At 67.9% G+C, this 18080-nt stretch carries 13 protein-coding genes and 2 tRNA genes; 4 read left to right on the top strand and 11 right to left on the bottom strand.

The features are described from left to right. Window positions 1–41: 41 nt before the first annotated feature. From YM304_RS08810 to YM304_RS08770, 9 genes are all read right to left on the bottom strand, one after another. Window positions 42–974: a LysR family transcriptional regulator gene (locus tag YM304_RS08810; RefSeq protein WP_015441316.1), complete on the bottom strand. Its 933-nt coding sequence runs from the start codon at window positions 972–974 to the stop codon at window positions 42–44. A 562-nt stretch (window positions 975–1536) separates the two neighbouring features. Continuing rightward, window positions 1537–1770 carry a hypothetical protein gene (locus YM304_RS08805; RefSeq protein WP_041298142.1) on the bottom strand — a complete coding sequence of 78 codons (234 nt, stop codon included), beginning with the start codon at window positions 1768–1770 and terminating at the stop codon, window positions 1537–1539. Between the two features lie 183 nt (window positions 1771–1953). Next, window positions 1954–2031 (bottom strand) — tRNA-Pro (locus YM304_RS08800). A gap of 47 nt (window positions 2032–2078) precedes the next feature. After that, a complete protein-coding gene (locus YM304_RS08795; RefSeq protein ID WP_041298140.1) occupies window positions 2079–2444 on the bottom strand; it encodes a response regulator in 366 nt (121 codons plus the stop codon). After that, window positions 2429–4990 (bottom strand): coiled-coil domain-containing protein, encoded by a 2562-nt coding sequence (locus YM304_RS25565; RefSeq protein WP_015441313.1) that lies wholly within the window; start codon window positions 4988–4990, stop codon window positions 2429–2431. The genes YM304_RS08795 and YM304_RS25565 overlap by 16 nt, the downstream gene beginning before the upstream one ends. 72 nt (window positions 4991–5062) lie before the next feature. Beyond that, the gene (locus tag YM304_RS22285) at window positions 5063–6313 is read right to left on the bottom strand and encodes a sensor histidine kinase (RefSeq protein ID WP_051071372.1); all 1251 of its coding nucleotides are present in this window, start codon (window positions 6311–6313) and stop codon (window positions 5063–5065) included. Further along, complete coding sequence (locus tag YM304_RS08780) at window positions 6298–6963, bottom strand: response regulator transcription factor (protein ID WP_015441311.1); 666 nt, start codon at window positions 6961–6963, stop codon at window positions 6298–6300. Before YM304_RS08780 ends, YM304_RS22285 begins: the two co-directional genes overlap by 16 nt. Window positions 6964–7042: 79 nt before the next feature. Continuing rightward, the gene (locus YM304_RS08775) at window positions 7043–7519 is read right to left on the bottom strand and encodes a hypothetical protein (RefSeq protein ID WP_015441310.1); all 477 of its coding nucleotides are present in this window, start codon (window positions 7517–7519) and stop codon (window positions 7043–7045) included. Further along, window positions 7516–8256, bottom strand: coding sequence for a DUF2786 domain-containing protein (locus tag YM304_RS08770; RefSeq protein ID WP_015441309.1), 741 nt, complete (start codon window positions 8254–8256; stop codon window positions 7516–7518). Before YM304_RS08770 ends, YM304_RS08775 begins: the two co-directional genes overlap by 4 nt. A gap of 111 nt (window positions 8257–8367) precedes the next feature. Between YM304_RS08770 and YM304_RS08765 the strand changes: the two genes are divergently transcribed. Beyond that, the gene (locus YM304_RS08765; protein ID WP_015441308.1) at window positions 8368–8742 is read left to right on the top strand and encodes a VOC family protein; all 375 of its coding nucleotides are present in this window, start codon (window positions 8368–8370) and stop codon (window positions 8740–8742) included. A 72-nt stretch (window positions 8743–8814) separates the two neighbouring features. After that, window positions 8815–8888 (top strand) — tRNA-Gly (locus YM304_RS08760). 90 nt (window positions 8889–8978) lie between these two features. Here YM304_RS08760 and YM304_RS08755 read toward each other — a convergent pair. Both YM304_RS08755 and YM304_RS08750 read right to left on the bottom strand, forming a co-directional pair. After that, window positions 8979–10229 (bottom strand): cytochrome P450, encoded by a 1251-nt coding sequence (locus YM304_RS08755; protein ID WP_154723376.1) that lies wholly within the window; start codon window positions 10227–10229, stop codon window positions 8979–8981. Window positions 10230–10322: 93 nt separating this feature from the next. After that, window positions 10323–13673 (bottom strand): hypothetical protein, encoded by a 3351-nt coding sequence (locus tag YM304_RS08750; protein ID WP_154723375.1) that lies wholly within the window; start codon window positions 13671–13673, stop codon window positions 10323–10325. A gap of 332 nt (window positions 13674–14005) precedes the next feature. On the opposite strand from YM304_RS08750, the gene YM304_RS08745 reads away from it, so the two are divergent. Both YM304_RS08745 and YM304_RS08740 read left to right on the top strand, forming a co-directional pair. Continuing rightward, window positions 14006–16219, top strand: coding sequence for a putative bifunctional diguanylate cyclase/phosphodiesterase (locus YM304_RS08745; RefSeq protein ID WP_015441305.1), 2214 nt, complete (start codon window positions 14006–14008; stop codon window positions 16217–16219). Window positions 16220–16372: 153 nt separating this feature from the next. Further along, window positions 16373–18052, top strand: coding sequence for a SulP family inorganic anion transporter (locus YM304_RS08740; protein ID WP_051071569.1), 1680 nt, complete (start codon window positions 16373–16375; stop codon window positions 18050–18052). The last annotated feature ends 28 nt before the right edge of the window (window positions 18053–18080 follow it).

Here is an 18080-nt window from a genome sequence, read left to right as displayed (position 1 = left end):
GCAACTGCATGATCCGGCGCCGGCAGTCCGGCGGCACCGCGTCACAACGAGCCGTCACACACCTCGAGGGCGCTGCGATGGGTGGCGTCGAACTCGGGCACCAGGGCCGATGCAACCGCCAAGAAGTGTCGCCGCTCGTCGGAGTCGACATCGGCACTGTCACTATAAATGACATAGTACGGGCGCTCGAACACCGGGGTCGTAGGGCGGACGACCGCACCTCGGGCCACGAGATCCGCCGCCTCGATCGGGTTCAGCAGGGAGGGCCCGGCACCCTTCAACGTGAGTGGCCCGATCGCCTGTCGATGGTCGGTGACCACGAGTCGGTTCTGTACGAGACCTCGGGCCTTGACCTGTTCATCGACGAGCTGTCGTGAGAAGAAGCCGCGTGGCGGCCCTGATACCCACGCACTGCGAGCAAACTCGTCGACGTCAACCGGACCCAGTCCCGGTGGCGTGCCGGGAGGAAAAACAGCCACGAGGCGATGCGTACCGAGAAACAACGAGTGAAACCCCGGCTGTCGTAGCTGAGTGACAAATCCGAAGTCGGCCGCACCGCTGGCGACCGCCTCCCACACCGCCTGCTCTGTTGGCGGATCACTCAGGCGGACATCGACCTCGGTGCGCTGCGCCAGGAAGGCCGACAGAAGATCGGCCATGGGATGCACCGCCAAGATGCCCGGCAAGGCAAGGTGCAAGTGCGCCCGCTTCGTTTTCGTCTCTGCACGAGCGTCGTGCTCGAGCAGTTGGAACTTTCGCTCGATCTCGCGCGCTTCGGCCAGCATCCGTATCCCGGTCGCCGTTGGCGTCGCACCCTTCGACGACCGATCGAAGAGCGCCACGCCCAGCCCTCGCTCGAGCTTGCGCACCGCATCGGACACAGACGGCTGGCTGACCCGAAGACTTCGTGCAGCTCTGGCGAACGAGCCATGGTCAACCACCGCCAAGAAGTACTCGATGTCGCGGCGGTCCATCAGAACACCATAGAGAACGCCTATAGCCGGCCGCCATTCCGGGTCTTCGCGCAAAGCTAGCGGTCTGCCTACCACTGGCGCCATTCGGTCGACCAGCTTCCGAAGAAATGCGCTTCTCAGCCGGTGATTGTGTCGAGTCCTGGGGTCAATGTCCGAGCTCGATCCCGTCGACGCGCACGACCCACCTCCTGCGCTGCTTACCGACCGTCGGCTGACCCGTTGCCTTCCACGCCATCGGCGCTCTCCTCGATATTCCGCCACCCAAGGACTGATACATCGATGACAGCAACGCGTGTCAAGCCGATCGCTGGGCTGGAGATCGCCAGCCCACGTGGTCGGGGTGGGGAGATTCGAGCTCCCGGCCTCCTGCTCCCAAATCCGAAAAATGGGGGTTCTCGGCGAATGCCGTTTCGTGCTGGATTTCGCCGATTTCTACCGGTCTAGCTGGGGTGACGTCAGGACAGAACACGAACAGCCGAACGAGGCGTCACAAGGCGGTGCACGCCGGATTGATACATATGCGATACATGTTCCGCCCGGGAGCCCGCTCGCCGCAGTCGCCTCAACGCACGTTGTTTGGCACGCCGTGCTTCGCCGCCTCTGGAGCTGCCTCGCTCGACGTCGCGGTCCTCGCCTTCGCAGCGGACTCCACTGCCCCGCCAGCCGCCGAGGCTGCCTTGAGGGCCGCCGTGATGAGCTCCATGGCGTCGATCGGCGCTGTCGTCGTTGCCGGTTGCCGTCCACCGACGTCGAGCGCCACGTCTCCACCGCGGAAGACGGCCTTGCCATACTCCATCAGTAACTCGTATCGGAGTTCGTCGGGCAGCGCCGAAGCGTAGGGACCGAGTGTCTCGGCCTGTATCGATGACAGCTTGCCCCACGCTGCGTGCCTTCGGCGGTGACCCGACTCTCGGACCAGCACTCCGAACAGCAGAGCACCGGTAAGCCAAACGCCGAGCTGGAAAACACCAGCTCGGAATGGTCGGGGTGGGGAGATTCGAACTCCCGGCCTCCTGCTCCCAAAGCAGGCGCGCTAACCAAGCTGCGCTACACCCCGTATGTGAGTGGATGAACCTACCGGGGTGACAGACGGGTCGGGCACGATCACCCGGCGAGGAGCGCGCCGACTCGATCCGGGCCTAGCTCGACTTTCGGAACGAACTCGCTCACCCCGCCGTCGAGCAGGTCGGCGGGCAGATCGGCCAGTGCCTCGGTCGAGGTCAGCACGACCCGCAGCGCCGGCCAACGCGCCAGCATCCGGTGGGCGGTCTCGATGCCGTCGATGCCCGGCAGGTTGACGTCGAGCAACACCAGGTCGGGGCACGAAACGGTCGCGAGCGTGTCGAGCGCTGCCTCGCCGCTCCCGGCGATGTCGCACACCGCTCCCCCGCCGGCCACGACCAGGTCGGCCATCAGCCGACCCATCGAGGGGTCGTCGTCGACGATCAGCACGCTCAGAACGCCAGGCACTTCTCGCCCAATCCGGGAAGCTCGACGCAGATCGCCGTGTCGGCACCCAACTCGACTCGGCCACCCGGCAACGCCGTGCACCGGTTGGGGCCGCAGAGCTCACCGCTGAACGAGCCGCCGATGCCGTCGGAGGCGAGACGCATCGCCACGTTGCCGCGAAGCGAGCCCTCGATCTCGAACAGTTCGGCCGTACCCCGAGCGAGTTCGAGCGCTCCGATCAGGCCGTTGCGGGTGAGGAGCAGCACCGCGACCTTCGGGTTGGTGTCGACCGGGAGCGCATCGAGTCCCGCCTGGATCAGGTCGAGTGCTTCCTGCGCTCCGGTGAGCACGCCGACGGCTGCGGGACGGTAGACGTCGTCGATGGCGAAGATCCGAACGTTGAGGGTCGCGATCTCACCCCGCCACACGGTCAGACGGGCCGAGTGAGCGGTCCACTCGAGGACCTTCTTGCCGGCGCTCAAACCGTCGTACCAGTCCTGCTCGTCGGCGATCTTGCGGCGCAGCTCGGCGATGCGAGCTTCCTTCTCAGCCGTCTCGCTGTCGAGCTCGTCGAGCGAATCGATCGCGTTCTGCAGGAAGCTCTTGGCACCGATGAACGCGTCGTCTCGGTTGCGCCGGTTCTCCCGAACCTCGGCCCGGGCACGGTCGATCTCACCGTCGAGTTGTTCCACTTCGGTGATCAGCGAGGTGATTCCTTCGGTGACCGAGCGTGACGCTTCGGCGAGCCCGTCGATCGAGAGGTCGATGCCCGCCTCGCCGGCCAGTTCGAAGCCGGTCGAGTCGATCGAGCCGCTGAGCGCCGCCCGAGCGAAGCCGAAGTCGACCTCGCCAGCCACGGCGATGCCGTCACCGCCGACCACCACGTCGGCAGCGGCGATCGTGTGGCCCGCCAACTCGACGTCGGCGACGAACTCGAGGCTGCTCTGCAACCAGTCGGCAGCGTCGATGCGCAGCGCATAGTCGGCTGCGGCTCCCGAGCGGAGCGCCGGGTGGATCTGGAGCTGCGACTGGCCGCGAGCGGTCACGCCGGTCGAATCGATGCGGAACGAACCCGACTGGCTGGCCACGTCGGACAGTTCCATCCCGATCAGCTCACCGAACTGTCCGAGACCGACGCCGAACTCGCCCGACACTTCGGCGTAGCTCGCCGGGTCGATGCGCCAGGTGCCGCTGCCGTCGTCGACGAACCCGAAGCGAGCGTCCCACTCGACCGAGCCCGTGGTCGGGATGGTGATCGGCATGCCGACGAGCGGCAGTTCGTAGGTCGGGTTCGATCCGCCGATCGCGCCGTCGTACGCCACACCGATCCGGGTGCTCTCGGCCTGGATCTCGACGGCGGCGTCGGCCAACGGGATCTGGATGTCGATGAGCGAGTCGATCAGCGGGACGGTGGCGAGCACGTCACCCCAGCCGACCGTGCGGACGCCGGGGTCACGCAGTGCGATCACGGCCGAACCGTCGAGCTCGATCCCGGCGTAGAGCGGGACGATGCCGTCGACCACGACGTGGCCGGTGAATGCGTCACCGAGGCCGGTGGCCGGCGCCGGGATGTTGCCGTTGTTCGAGATGCCGATACCGCACTCCTGCCCGGCAGGCAGGCTCGACGGCTCGATCGTGTAGTACGCCTCGCCCGACTCGTCGTCGTTCTGGCCGTCGTCGCTCTGGTCGCGGTCACGCTCGTCGCTCTGCTTCGAGTCGTCGCGGTCCTTGTCGTCGTTCTGCTCTGGCTCGTCGTCGTCCTTGCTGAGGTCGGGGCAGTTCGTGCCGACGTAGAAGTACGGGTCGGTCGGGTCGAGGACGAGGGCGGCCGACACGCCGGTCGGCACGGCGATCGTCGACGGCAGCGCCTCGTAGCCGGGCTCACCGGCGAACGGGAGCGACACGTCGAGGCCACCGTCGAAGGCGAAGAACAGGTAGCGAGTGTCGTCGTGCAGGTGCGCTCCGAGGTGCGCGAGGTCACGGCCGTAGGCGCTGCCCATCTCGCCGATCGGGAGCTGGTTGATCTCGGCGTCGGCGAACTTTCCCTCGGTCGGGAACGGCACGCGGGCGGTGCCGGAGATGCTCGGCTCGCCGTCGGGCCCGATGCCCACGGCGATGTCGGCATCGGCGAGTTCGACGTCGGCGCCGGCGGTCGGCACCGTGACGGTCCCCTGCACGACGGTTCGTCCGTCGTCGAGCGTCGACACGGTGGCATCGGTGTCGGCCGTCAGCTCGATCGCTCCGACCTCGAGGTCGACCGGCGCCGGATCGGCAACCGAGTCGCCGTCGCCTGCCCGGATGCCCGACGCCTCGCCGTCGGCCCCACCCTCGGCCTCACCGTCGGCCTCGTCGTCGACCGGCGCATCGACCGGGTCGCTCCCGGTGTCACCGTCGGCCCGGCCGCCGTCGCCGTCGCCGTCGTCGACCGGGTCAGTCGTGCTCGCCTGATCGTCGGCGTCGACCGAGGTGCCGCCCGACGACGTCGAGGCGCACGACGCTGCACCTGAGGCCACGGCGAGCGTGAGTGCCACGGTGCGAAGGGTCGTCGGGAAGGAGGTGCGAATCATGTCTCCATCGTCGAGCAATCGTCGATGTGAGGCGATGGTGGTGGATGGTGTTGTTGCAGGGGCTGAGGAAGGTCAGGCCGTGGGGGTCCCTGCACCCCCATCGGTCGAGACCGGGATCGACGCCGTGACCCGCACGCCGTTGCCCGGCGAGGTGTCGATGCGCAGATCGGCGTCGACCGCCGCGATCCGGTCCGTCATGTTCCGCAGACCACTTCCCTCACCGACGACCTCCGGGTCGAAGCCCGGTCCATCGTCGGCGATCTGCACCTGGAGGTGCTCCTCGGCTTCGGTGAGGTCGATCGTGACGGTGGCGTCGGCGCCCGCGTACTTCGTCGCGTTCGTGATCGCTTCGAGGCAGGAGAAGTACACGGCGGTCTCGACCGACTCGTCGTAGCGTCCGATGCCGTCGGCGTTCACGACCACGTCGATCGGGGACCGGCGTGCCGTCGCTCCGAGCGCTTCGCCGAGGCCGCGCCGTTCGAGCAGCGGCGGATACAGACCGTGTGCCACCGCGCGGAGGTCGTCGATCGCCAACTGCACCTCGTCGATGAGCTCGTCGACGCCATCGGCCGCATCGGGGTGCTTCGCGGCGAGCAACCGGAGCCGGATCGTGAGGGCGGTGAGCCGCTGCTGCGCGCCATCGTGCAGATCTCGTTCGAGGCGTCGCCGTTCGGCATCGGCCACCCCGACGAGGCGCGAGCGCGACGAGCGGAGCGCGGTGTTGCTGTCGACGAGTCGTTCGACGCCGGCGACGTGGCGGGCGTGCGTGTCACGCACCACTTCCCCGGCGACGAACGCGAACGCGCCCACGCCGACGATCAGGATCGTGTTGCGCATCCACGACGGCAGTTGCTCCTGGATCGGGCTCTCGAGGAACACGGCGAGCGCGGTCATCACGGCGATCGCCAGCGCGCACGCCCCGATGAACCAACCGATCTCGTGCGGGTCGACGAGCGGCGCCACCCCCTGCATCGGCACGAGCAGCATGAAGATCAGGATCGGCAGGGCGAACGGCACGAGCGGTGCGAGCACGATGCCGAGCACCCACAACGCAGCGGTGAGCACGATGCCGGTGGTGACGAAGTTGTCGGCGGTCAGCCTGGCGAGGAAGACCTGGACCAGCACGACGTCGGCGGCGAGCGCACCGAGAAACAGCAGCGACCACCAGGTGTCGACGATCGTGAACGCCAACACGGTGCCGAACACGAGCACGACGAGCGCATAGATCTGGTTGAAACGGAACTGGAGTCGCATCCGCTGGATCCAGATGTCGGCCTCCCCGTCGACGGTCGCCGGGCCGAAGAACGTCAGTGAGCGAGCCACGTGAGCACCGCGCGGACTCGCTTGTGCACTTCGTCGTCTTCGCCGAGGTCGAGCTTGGAGAAGATCGAGTTGATGTGTTTCGCCACGGCCCGCTCGCTCAAGACGAGTCGCTCGCCGATCGACGCGTTGTTGTACCCCTCGGCGATGAGCCCCATCACGTCGCGTTCGCGCGGTGTGAGCCGATCGACGGCCGAGGTACCCCCACCGCGAGCCGACAGCAGCACTTCGACGATCTGCGGGTCGACGACCGACCCGCCGGCGCCGACCGAGCGGATGGCTCGGCCCAGTTCGTCGGGGTCGCTGACCCGCTCCTTGAGCAGGTAGCCGACGCCTTCGGAACCGTTGTCGAACAGCGCCAGCACGTTCTCGGCCTCCGCGTACTGGCTGAGCACGAGCACGCCCGTGCCCGGATGGTCGGCCCGGATCGTGGCCGCGGCCTGGATCCCCTCGTCGGTGAGGGTGGGCGGCATGCACACATCGGTGAGCACCACGTCGGGACGATGCTCGGCCACCGCATCGAGCAGGGTCGGTAGATCGTCACACTCGGCGACCACCTCGACGTCGTCGATGATCGAGAAGAGGGCGACCACACCCTGGCGGATCAGCAGTGAATCGTCGGCGACGACGACTCGCAGTTTCCGCTCCCCCACGGCAGGTCACCATAGCCGCGGCAGTGCGAACGGTGCCTGACATCCATCATCTGGTGTCTGACACCGGATGACGCAGCGGTCAGAGGGCGATGGGTCCGCCGGCGTCGGGGCGCGGCCAGGTGCGGTCGGCGACATCGAGGCCCGCGGCGCGGTACGCGCCGGCGAGTTGCTCGACGTGGAGGAGCCCGCGCCTCGCCCCTGTTGCTGTGTTGGTGACGACCTCGACGACGTCGAGCATCGCCCGCCGGTAGAGCGCGTCGTGGCCAGCGTCGACACCGGCGAGCGCGTGCGCGAGTTCGTGTGCGGCGGTCGCCCACGTCGCCTGCGGCGTGGCGAGTCGGACTTCGACCCCGCCGGGAACCGTGCGAGCACACGACGACCGAGCGTCGGCGCGCATCGCCACCGCGGTGACGGTCGGGCCGGGCCACCACTCGCCTGCGACCACGGTGTGGATCAGCGTGACGACGTCGCCGAGCGGACGCACGACCTCGAGGTCGGTGCCGTCGAACGCGGCCAACTCGGCCGCGTAGACCTCGGAACGTTGACGATCGATCACCGTCGGCCTCGGCCGAGACCGCGTCGGCCACCGACCCGCTTACGCCCGACGTCGGCCCGTTCGGCTGCCTTGGCGCCGCTGTGCCAGCCGTCGGGACCCACCGAAGTCGGTGCTGCCGCCGCTCGAACGCGCCCCCACGACTCGCGGACGTACCCATCGACCTCTTCACGGCGCTCACGAATCGCCAGCGCCGTACTCGATGCCTGCGCCTGCACCACGGCCTCTTCGGCTCCGGCCTTCGCTTCGGCGAGGATCTGACCGACCCGGTCGGCGAACCCGAACAGGAACGACCGGCGATAGCGCTGGGTGGCGCCCCCACTCCCCCGCTTGATCTCGGCCATCTGCGCCGAGGCCTGCTGGTGGAGCGACTCGTAGAGCATCTCGACCACATCGAGATCACGCCGGAAACCGGCAGCGAAGCCGATGGTCCCGGCGGGCGTGGCCTGGTACACGACGCGCACGTCGTGCGGCTCGCTCACCGCCGCGAGCAGAGCCAGCCGGGCTCGCACGTACGCGCCGCGGCCGACGTTGATCTCCACGATGCCGAGCTCACCATCGCCACGACCCACCGCCTCGAGCCGCTCCGGTGAGATGCGATGCAGCGCGACGAGTTGCGCCGCCTTCTGCGAGAACGCCTCGGCCTCGTGCACGTTGGTGGTGGCCTCGGCCTTGTCGAGCAGTTTGCGGACGCGCTGGACGAGTGACTCGGGCACGTCGGAGGCGGGGCGGGAAGTCATGGCAACGTCGGATGCGAGTATGCGGGCGATCAGCCGATTCGCCCACATCCGAGCACACCCATGGCGAATCAGCTGCTGGCTGCGTGCGGCACCATCTGGCAATCTGGGTCGATGGTGCGTTTGGGAACGATCGTGATCGGGGCCGACGACGTCGACCGGGCCGTGGCCTTCTGGTCGGCGGCGATGGGCTACGACGTGGTGCGCTTCGACGGCACCGAGAACGGCTTCACGATCCTGCGTCCGCCGTCGGGCGAAGGGACCCGCCTGGCGATCCAGCACGCCGACACCCCGGCGAGCGAACACCCGCGGCTGCACATCGACCTGATCGTCGACTCGGCCGCCGAACAACGCAGCGAGGTGGAGCGACTCGTGTCGCTCGGGGCGCAGCGGGTCGACTGGGACTCGTACGACGACGACCCCGACTGGATCGTGATCGCCGACACCGAAGGCAACCGCTTCTGCGTCGTCGACGCCAGCCACGGCTGACCGGGTTCGCGGAGCGGGTCGGAGACCGAAACGAGACGTTGCGGAGTCGGCCCGCTAAGCTCTCTGCTACTTGCGGACGTAGTTCAACGGTAGAACCTCAGCCTTCCAAGCTGATGATGCGGTTTCGATTACCGTCGTCCGCTCCACGCGAAGCCCCTGGTCAGACACGATCTGACCAGGGGTTTCGACGTTTTCGAGCAATCCGGACGGTTTGTCTCTGAGACAAACCGTCCGGGTCAGGAGGTCGGGGCGGTCGGGGTGAAGCGGACCGGGAGGTGCTTGATGCCGCCGACGAGCGGGAGTCCCGCAGCATCGAGCGGCACGGCGTCGCCGACGACCTCGATGTCGGGAAGCCGCTTGAAGATCTCGCGGAAGGCCACCGCCAACTCGCGACGAGCCAGGTTGGCACCGAGGCAGAAGTGCGGTCCCGGCCCACCGAATCCGACGTGCGGGTTCGGCGAACGACGAACGTCGAACACCTCGGGCTGGTCGAACGCTCGCGGGTCGCGGTTCGCCGCCCCGTACAGCATCACGACCTTGTCACCCTGCGCGAACTGGTGCCCCGACATCTCGAAGTCGGTGGTCAGCGTGCGACGCATGAACGTGACCGGCGCCGAGTAGCGCACGATCTCCTCCACCGCGGTGCCCGTCACCCCGTCGACGTCGGCCTGCCACGCCGCGCGCTGCTCGGGGAACTGCGACAGCAGGTTCATCCCGTGCGACAGCGCCGTGCGGGTCGTGTCGTTGCCGGCAACCGCGAGCAGGATGAAGAACGGCGCCACCTCTTCGGGCGCCATCATCTCGCCGTCGACGTCGGCATGAACCAGCTTGCTGGTGAGGTCGTCGGTCGGGTTCTTGCGACGCTCGTCGGCCAACTCGTTCATCAGATTCGTCAACTCGAGCCCGGCGCCGAGGATCGCCGTCATCGGGTCGCCCTCACCCACGAACTCGGGGTCGCCGCCACCGAGGATGATGTTGGTCGCGTTGAGCACCGTGTCGAACTCGCTGCGCGGAATGCCCATCATGTCGCAGATGACGAGGAGCGGGAACGGCTGAGCGAGTGCCTTGACCAGGTCGACCTCGCCCTCCTCACAGAACCCGTCGATCACCTCGGTCACGATGGTCTCCACCGAGTCGAGCACGTTGGCCAACTCGGTCGGCGTGAACGACTTCGCCACGATCGCTCGCTGACGCTGGTGACGCGGGTTGTCCATGTTGATGAACGACCCGAAGAATTCGAGCGCGTCCGGCGGCAGATCGACGATCGAGATCGCACCCGACGCCGAGCTGAACGTCTTCGGATCCTTGCTGATGGCGACCACGTCGTCGTAGCGCGTGACGGCGAAGAACCGCTCCTGCTCGCCGGTGAACTCGTTGGTGAACGCCACCTCGGTGAACGGCTCCGCTTCGCGGAACGTGCCCATCTCGAGCATGCGGTCGTTGAGTGGTTGCGTCCAGAACGTCGGATCGGTGAGGCGATGCGTCATGTTCGGCAGCGTACGTGCCAGACGTCGCCGCGACCGCACCCGTCGGGGCCGGACGGTTTGTCTCTGAGACAAACCGTCCGGCGGCGTCACCAGCTACTCGACGAAGCCGAGGACGTCGAGTGCGAGGTGGGCCTCGGCGGAGGTGAACACGCAGACGTTGCCCTGGTCGGAGAGGCGAACGAGCGTTGCGTTGGAGATGTTCGACGACGCTTCATAGTTGAGCGACGACGCGTTGGGCGGCGAGTCGGTGCAGGGATACAACGTCGCGTAGCCCTTGCCGCCCGGCGCCACCGTGGCGAGGTTGACCAGCGCCGATTCGGCACCCGTCGGCACTCCCCCACGTCCGGCCACCGGCACCTCGATCACACCCATCGCTTCCACGCGGCCGGCGCCCACGCCGACACCGTCGACCGTCGTGATGTCGTCGCCGAATCGCGTGTCGAGCAGTCGGCCTGGCTCGAGCGTCTCGAAGTTCGACCCGGGCGGGACGAAGCCCGACACGTCGAGGGCGTAGTGCGCCTCGGTCGACGTGTACAAGCACACCGTGCCGGTCTCGCTGAGCTTCACGACCGTGGCGTTGGAGATGTTCTGCCCCGCCTCGTAGTTGAGCGCCGACACGACCGGGCGTTCCGGCGTGCACGGGTACAGCGTCGCGAACCCGCGACCCGACGGGGCGATCGCCGCCAGGTTGAGGATCGCCGACGTCGCATCGTCGGGCACCGAACCGCGGCCCGCCACCTCGACCTCGACGAACGCTCCGGCGAGCAGGCGACCGGCGCCGAGCGACTCGCCGTCGACCGTGGCGATGTCGGGCCCCGACCGCGTGTCGAGCAGACGACCCGGCTCGAGCGTGCCGACTCGCGACCCGTCGGGCGTGTACCCGACCACGTCGATCGCATAGTGCGCCGACGCCGACGAGAACAGGCAGATCGTGCCCGCATCCGACAGGGTGACCAGCGTGGCGTTCGAGACGTTGCTACCCGCCTGATAGTTGAGCGCCGACACGAGCGGCGGCTCGTCGGTGCACGGGTACAACGTGGCGTACCCGACGCCCGTCGGCGCGATCGACGCGAGGTTGAGCGTCGCCGTGCGAGCGTTCGACGGCACGCCGCCGCGCCCGGCGATCTGGATCTGGATGGCCGTGCCCGGATCGACTCGACCCCAGCCGAGGGCGAGTCCGTCGACCGTCGAGATGCCGTCGCCCGACCGAGTGTCGAGCAGGCGGGCCGGGTTCCGCGACACCAGATCCGACAGGACGAGGATCACCCGGTTCTGGAAGGTCTGCACCACGATGGCTCCGCCGGCGGTGACCGTTTCGACCGCCTCGCCGATGAGGTCCATACCGACCCCCGGGGTGCCGATGGCGCTGTTCTCGGCCGTGACCGGGCCGGTGCTCCCGCCGCTGCGTCCGACCGTGACCGCTCCGACGTCGGCCATGCCACCGTCGTCCCACTCGTCGCTCACGACCACGTAACGACCTCGCGGCAGCGCGATGACCCCACCCCCGCTATCGACCGAGCCGACCGCATCGCCGGTCGTCGAGCCGTGGAGACTGTTGCCGGCGGTGACCGGCCCCGGGCTTCCCGTCGAGCCGTCGACCCAGGTGATCGCGCCCGCGTATTGTTCGGCACCGAACGCCCACGCCGGGCTCACGACCACGTAGTTGCCGTCGGTCAACTCGACAGCTCCGTACAAGCCGATCCGATCGCCGGCCTGCGTGCCGTGCAGGCTGTTGTCGGTCGTGACCGGACCGGTCGTGCCCATCGCACCATCGGCGAGCACGACGGCCCCGGCGTCGACCAGCGCCCCGTTGTCCCAGTCGCGAGCCAACACGACGTAGTCACCGTTGGACAGCGAGGAGACGAACCCGACCGAATCATTGGCGGTCGTGCCGTGCATGCTGTTGGCGGTCGTGATCGGCCCGGTGATGCCCGTCGTGCCGTCGCCCCACGTGACCGCCCCGACATCGGGGGTCGCTCCATCGTCCCACGAACGCGAGGTGACGACGTAGTGGCCGTTGGCGAGCGCGACCGAGCGTCCGACGGAATCCTCCGCACTCGTGCCGTACAGGCTGTTGCTGGTCGTGACCGGACCACTGATGCCCGTCGTGCCATCGCCCCACACCGCGGCGCCGGCGTTGACCAACGCGCCGTTGTCCCACTGGTTGGCGTTGACCACATAGTTGCCGTTGGTGAGTGCGACGACGCCGTTGAGACCGACGAAATCGTTGGCGGTCGTGCCGTGCAAGCTGTTGGCTGGCGTGACCGGACCGGTGATGCCGGTGTCACCGTCGGCCCAGGTGGCGGCGCCCACGTCGGTCAGAATGCCGAAGTCCCAGAGGTACGTGCCCACGATGTAGTTGCCGTTGACGAGCGTCGTGATCCCGGCGCTGCCGACCCTGTCGCCGACCGTCGTGCCGTACAGACTGTTCGACGTCGTGACCGGCCCGGTCAGGCCCGTCGAACCGTCGACCCACGTGACCGCTCCGCCGTCGACGACCGGTCCGTCCCACACCGAATTCGTCACCACGTAGTTCGAGTCGCCGACCTGCCGTGCAGTACCGACCTCGTCGTTCGGGCTGGAACCGTGCAGGCTGTTCGATGTGGTGACCGGGCCGGTGAGGCCGGTCGTGCCATCGACCCACGTCGACGCACCGATCCGGCTCGTCACTCCGTCGCTCCAGCCGTGGCTTCCCACGACGTAGTTGCCGTTGTCGAGCGCGAGCACGCCGACGCTGCCGACACGATCGCCGACGTTGCTGCCGTGGAGGCTGTTGTCGGTGGTGACGGGTCCGACGACCCCGCCCTCCGCCGGAAAGAACACCACGGCGCCGACATCAATCGTCGCTCCATCGTCCCAGTCGGGGAAGCGAGCCGTGTAGTTGCCGTTGGCCAGCGGCACGATCGTGCCGCGCAGGTCGTCTGTGGCCGTACCGTGCAGGCTGTTCGTCGGGTCGATCTGACCGGAGAAGCCGAGCGTGCCGTCGATGTGGATCAGCGCCCCGGCATCCACCACCCCGCCGAAGTCCCACGACGATGCGAGTACCGCCACGTCGCCGTCGCCCACTTCGACTGGGGTTCGATTGCCGACTTCGTCACCGGCGGTCGACCCGGTGACGGTGGAGATGAGCTGATTGGTCTCGCCGTCGTACAGGTGCACGGCGCCGACGTCCACGATCCCATCGAGGTCGTATCCCGGATCGGTCACCACGTAGTTGCCGTTCGACAGCACGAGCACGTCTTCGCCGAACAACTCGCTGCCCTCCGGGCCGACGAGATCGAGCTGGGTTGCGACCGGTGGCTCGGCCTGACCGCTCGACGCCGGCGCCGCCACGAAGCCGGCGGCGAGTGACACGGCGATCACCGCGCGTCGAGCGACGCGGCCGCGGTGAGCGCGTCGCTCCCGACCGGGAGTGCGGTGGTGATTCGTTGCTGACGGTGTCATGTCGATCCTCCGAGCTCGGCCGACGTCGAGGTTCGTCGACGGCGCGCCCCACACTAGAACTGCCACGTTCCGGGCGCGACCGATTTCTCGGATCGCTCGCAGCCCGACCGCCGTCGTGCCCTCTCTCGCCCCCCCCCCCCCCCCCCCGAAGACTTGCGACAACGGAGACGAGCGGGTCCGACCGACCGAACCACTCTGCACTCGGTCAAGATCTTCTTGCACAGAGTGCCGATATGGTCACTTTTGGTAGCATTTGTTCTGCGGGGCGGTGAGCTCGGGGCAACCGGATGCCTCATGCCGGAGTGCATCCAGCCCCGAGGAGAGCGCCCGACATGTCAAATCCCCAGGTAGACGACGAATCACTCGAAGAAGAACGAGTCGCCGTCGTCGAGCGCATCGGACTGCTCGGAACGCCGCGTGAAGCCGCATTCGACGAGATCGTCGCCCACCTCGCCGCCGCCCTCGAGGTGCCGATGGCCGCCTTCTCCCTCGTCAACAAGCACCACGAGTGGGCCAAGTCGTCGTACGGATTCGACCGCACGCTGATGAATCGCGAGGTCGCGTTCTGTGACCGCGTCGTCACCAACGACGAGACGATCGTCATCGCCGACACGCTGCGCACTGAGCCGTATCGCTCCAATCAGTACGTCACCAGCGAGCCTCATCTGCGCTCGTACGTCGGCGTGCCCGTCCATGCGAGCGGCCTCGCGATCGGGACGCTGTGCGTGCTCGACGTCGAGCCGCGAGAGTTCACCGCGCAGCAACTCGACACGATCGAGTTCCTCGCACGGCAGATCGAACACCTCGTCGACCTCCACGCCCGCCGCCGCGCCGAAGCCCCACCGCACGTCGACGTGGTGACGCTCGCCGCGAACGACATCGCCATCGGTGCCCCGTTCGCCTCCACGGTCGCAGGGTTCGACCGGGTCACCTACCTCTACGACGACGAGACGTTGGCCTTCGTCGACGTCAACGACCTGGCGGTCGAGCGCTACGGCTACTCCCGCGAGCAGTTCCTGTCGATGTCGCTGCTCGAGATCCGCCCCGACAACGACGAACGAGCGATCGTCGAAGCCATGGTGCGCAACACCGGCAACGAGATCTACGCCGGCGACCGCTCCTTCCAGCACCAGCGCTCCGACGGTGAACTCATCGACGTCAAGATCGTCAGCGTCCCCACGGTCCATCGCGGTCGGCCGAGTCATCTCGTCGTCGTCACCGACGTGACCGCGCAGCTCTTCCTCCACGACGCCATCAAGCACGCCGCCGACAGCGACGGCCTCACCGGGCTCGCCAACCGTCGCGAGTTCGTCCGACTGCTCGGCACCCAGCTGAAGGTCAGCCCCACCGACTCGGTCGCCGTGTCGTTCATCGACCTCGACCGTTTCAAGCTCGTCAACGACTCGATGGGTCACGACACCGGCGACGCTCTGCTCGGCGCAGCGGCGGCGCGCATCCGCGAACAGACGCCCACCGCGCTCCTCCTCGCTCGCCTCGGTGGCGACGAGTTCGCCGTACTCAACCACGTGTCCGACGCCTCCGTGGCCTTCGAGCAGGCACAACGAATCCGCGAGTCGCTCGAGCGCCCCTTCCAACTCAAGGGCTACGAGCTCGTGGTGTCGGCGAGCATCGGCGTCGCGGTCAGCGAACCGGACTCGACGGCGCAGGGTCTGCTCTCGCAAGCCGACGCGGCCATGTACGCCGCGAAGGAAGCCGGACGCAACGGCTGCGTCGTGTTCGACCAGGCGCTTCGTGACCGCACCGCCGAGTGGGCCCAGGTGCAGCGCGACCTGGGACGGGCGATCGACGACGGCCAGTTCGAACTCCACCTGCAACGCATCCACCGACCCGGGCGCGAAGCGGAGGGCGCGATCGCCTACGAGGCGCTGGCGCGGTGGAAGCACCCCGAACGTGGCGTGCTGGCACCCGGATCGTTCATCGGCGTCGCGGAAGAGTCCGGTCTGATCGTTCAACTCGGCACTCACCTGTTGAAGATCGGTGCCGCACACGCCGCTGCGCTCGACGCTCCGGTGTGCGTCAACGTGTCGGCCCGCCAGTTCAATCGAGCGCTCGTCGACGATGTCGAACAGCTCATCGACCTTCATCGGCTTCGCCCCGGACAACTGGTCATCGAGATCACCGAATCGGCCGTCATCGACGCGGCGTACGCCCAGACGGTGCTGCACGGCCTGCGACGCGCCGGTGCCCAGATCTGGATCGACGACTTCGGCACCGGCTTCTCGTCGCTCGCTCGGCTCAGCTCGCTCACCGTCGACGGCCTCAAACTCGACCGCCGATTCGTCCACGACCTCGACTCCGAACGCGGCTGGGGAATCGCCACCGCCATCACGGGTATCGCCCGGGCGCTCGACATCATCATCGTTGCCGAAGGTGTCGAGACCGAGCGCCAACTCGAACGCGTTCGCGAACTCGGATGCCACGCGGTGCAGGGCTACCACCTCGGACACCCCGAGCCCGCCGAACACGAGATCGAACGTCTCGCCGCCGAGCCGCACCGCCAACTCGCCGGCTCCCACCAACGCTGACCGAGGCGCACCGCAGGACCGCGTCGCAACGGACTGCTCCCGACCGACTCGCACCAGACCGCTGGCGTGCTCTGGCGACGGGCCGAGCTCGGTCGGCCTCTGTCGTACGATGAACGCCATGGCGGCGTCGAACGTGTGCTGGGCGCGGCGGCGATGCTGATCAACGGGTATCGACGCGAGTACCTGCGCGGCGACCTCGTCGCCGGACTCGCCGTCACCGCGCTGATGGTCCCCCACGGGATGGCGTACGCCGAACTCGCCGGCGTCCCCGCCGTCACCGGTCTGTACACGACCGTCGCCGCAGTGCTCGCCTACGCGATCCTCGGGCCGTCACGACTGCTCCTGGTCGGCCCCGACTCGTCACTCGCCCCGCTGATCGCGGCGGCGATCGCGCTGACCGCCAGCGACGGCGACCCGGCGACGGCGATCGCCATCGCCGCGATGTTGGCGCTCATGACCGGCGCGGTCTGCGTGGCGGCCGGACTCGCCCGACTCGGCTCGATCGCCGAACTGCTCTCCCGCCCGGTGCAACTCGGTTACCTCAACGGCCTCGCCATCGTCATGCTCGTGAGCCAGCTGTCGAAGCTCGCGGGGTTCTCGGTCGACGGCGACATGCCGATCGAACAGGGCGCCGAGTTCGTGTCAGGCGTGGCCGACGGCCGGGTCGACGCCACTGTCGTCGTGCTCGGTCTGGTCGCACTGGCGACGATCGTCACCGCCGCACGAGTCTCTCCGAAGATCCCCGGCGTGTTGATCGCCGTCGTCGCGAGCATCGTCGCCGTGCGAACGCTTGGCCTCGTCGATGACGGCGTCGACGTCATCGGCGCGCTCCCGAGCGGCTTTCCCACCCCGTCGTGGCCCCGCATCGAACTCAGCACCGTGCCGTCGCTCGCCGTCGCCTCACTCGGTCTGGCGTGGGTGACGCTCACCGACACCACGGCGCTCTCGCGAGGCTTCGCGGCCCGCACCGGCGAACGCGTCGATCCCAATCGCGAGATCGTGGCGCTCGGAGCGTCGAATGTCGCCGCCGGTCTGTTCGGAGGGTTTCCGGTGAGCGCCAGCACGACTCGGACGACCACCAACATGGCGAGCGGCGGGCACACGCAACTCGTCGGTGTCGTGAGCGCCACGCTGGTGCTGGCGTTGCTCGTCGGCGGGAGCGGACTCGTCGAGCAACTCCCGTCGACGACCCTCGCGGCGATCATCATCGCCGCCGCCATCCACCTGTTCGATCTTCGCCAACTCCGCTGGTTGTTCGTTGCACGCCGCAGCGAGTTCGCCCTCTGCGTCGTGGCAACCGGCGCCGTGGTGCTGCTCGGTGTGCTCACCGGACTCGCCGTCGCCGTGGTGCTGTCGCTGGCCAACTTCGTGCGCCAACTGTGGCGCCCGTACGACGCCGTGCTCGGCCGCGTCGACGGACGGAAGGGCTACCACGATCTGACTCGCCATCCGGATGCTCGGCGCGTGCCCGGGCTCGTGCTGTTCCGGTTCGACGCTCCGCTGTTCTTCGCCAACGCCGATCACTTCGCGCGTCGAGTCCACGAGATCCTCGACGAGGCCGACGATCCGATCGACCGCATCGTGGTCGCAGCCGAGCCGATCACCGACATCGACACCAGCGCGGCGGCGATGCTCGAATCACTGCTCGACGACCTCGAACAGCGCGGCGTACAACTCGTGTTCGCCGAGATCAAGGGGCCGGTGAAGGACCGGCTCCGCCAGTACGGCCTGTACGACCGACTCGGCGAGCACGGATTCCCGTCGACGATCGGCCGGGCCGTGAAGGCCCACGTGAACGACCACGACGTCGACTGGACCAACTGGGACGACTGACCCACGCGACCACATCGAGCCTGGCCAA

The sequence above is a fragment of the Ilumatobacter coccineus YM16-304 genome (genome assembly GCF_000348785.1).
In the GTDB taxonomy this organism is placed as follows: domain Bacteria; phylum Actinomycetota; class Acidimicrobiia; order Acidimicrobiales; family Ilumatobacteraceae; genus Ilumatobacter_A; species Ilumatobacter_A coccineus.
The sequence above is the reverse complement of the archived record's forward strand: the minus strand, read 5'-3'. Positions and strand labels throughout refer to the sequence as shown.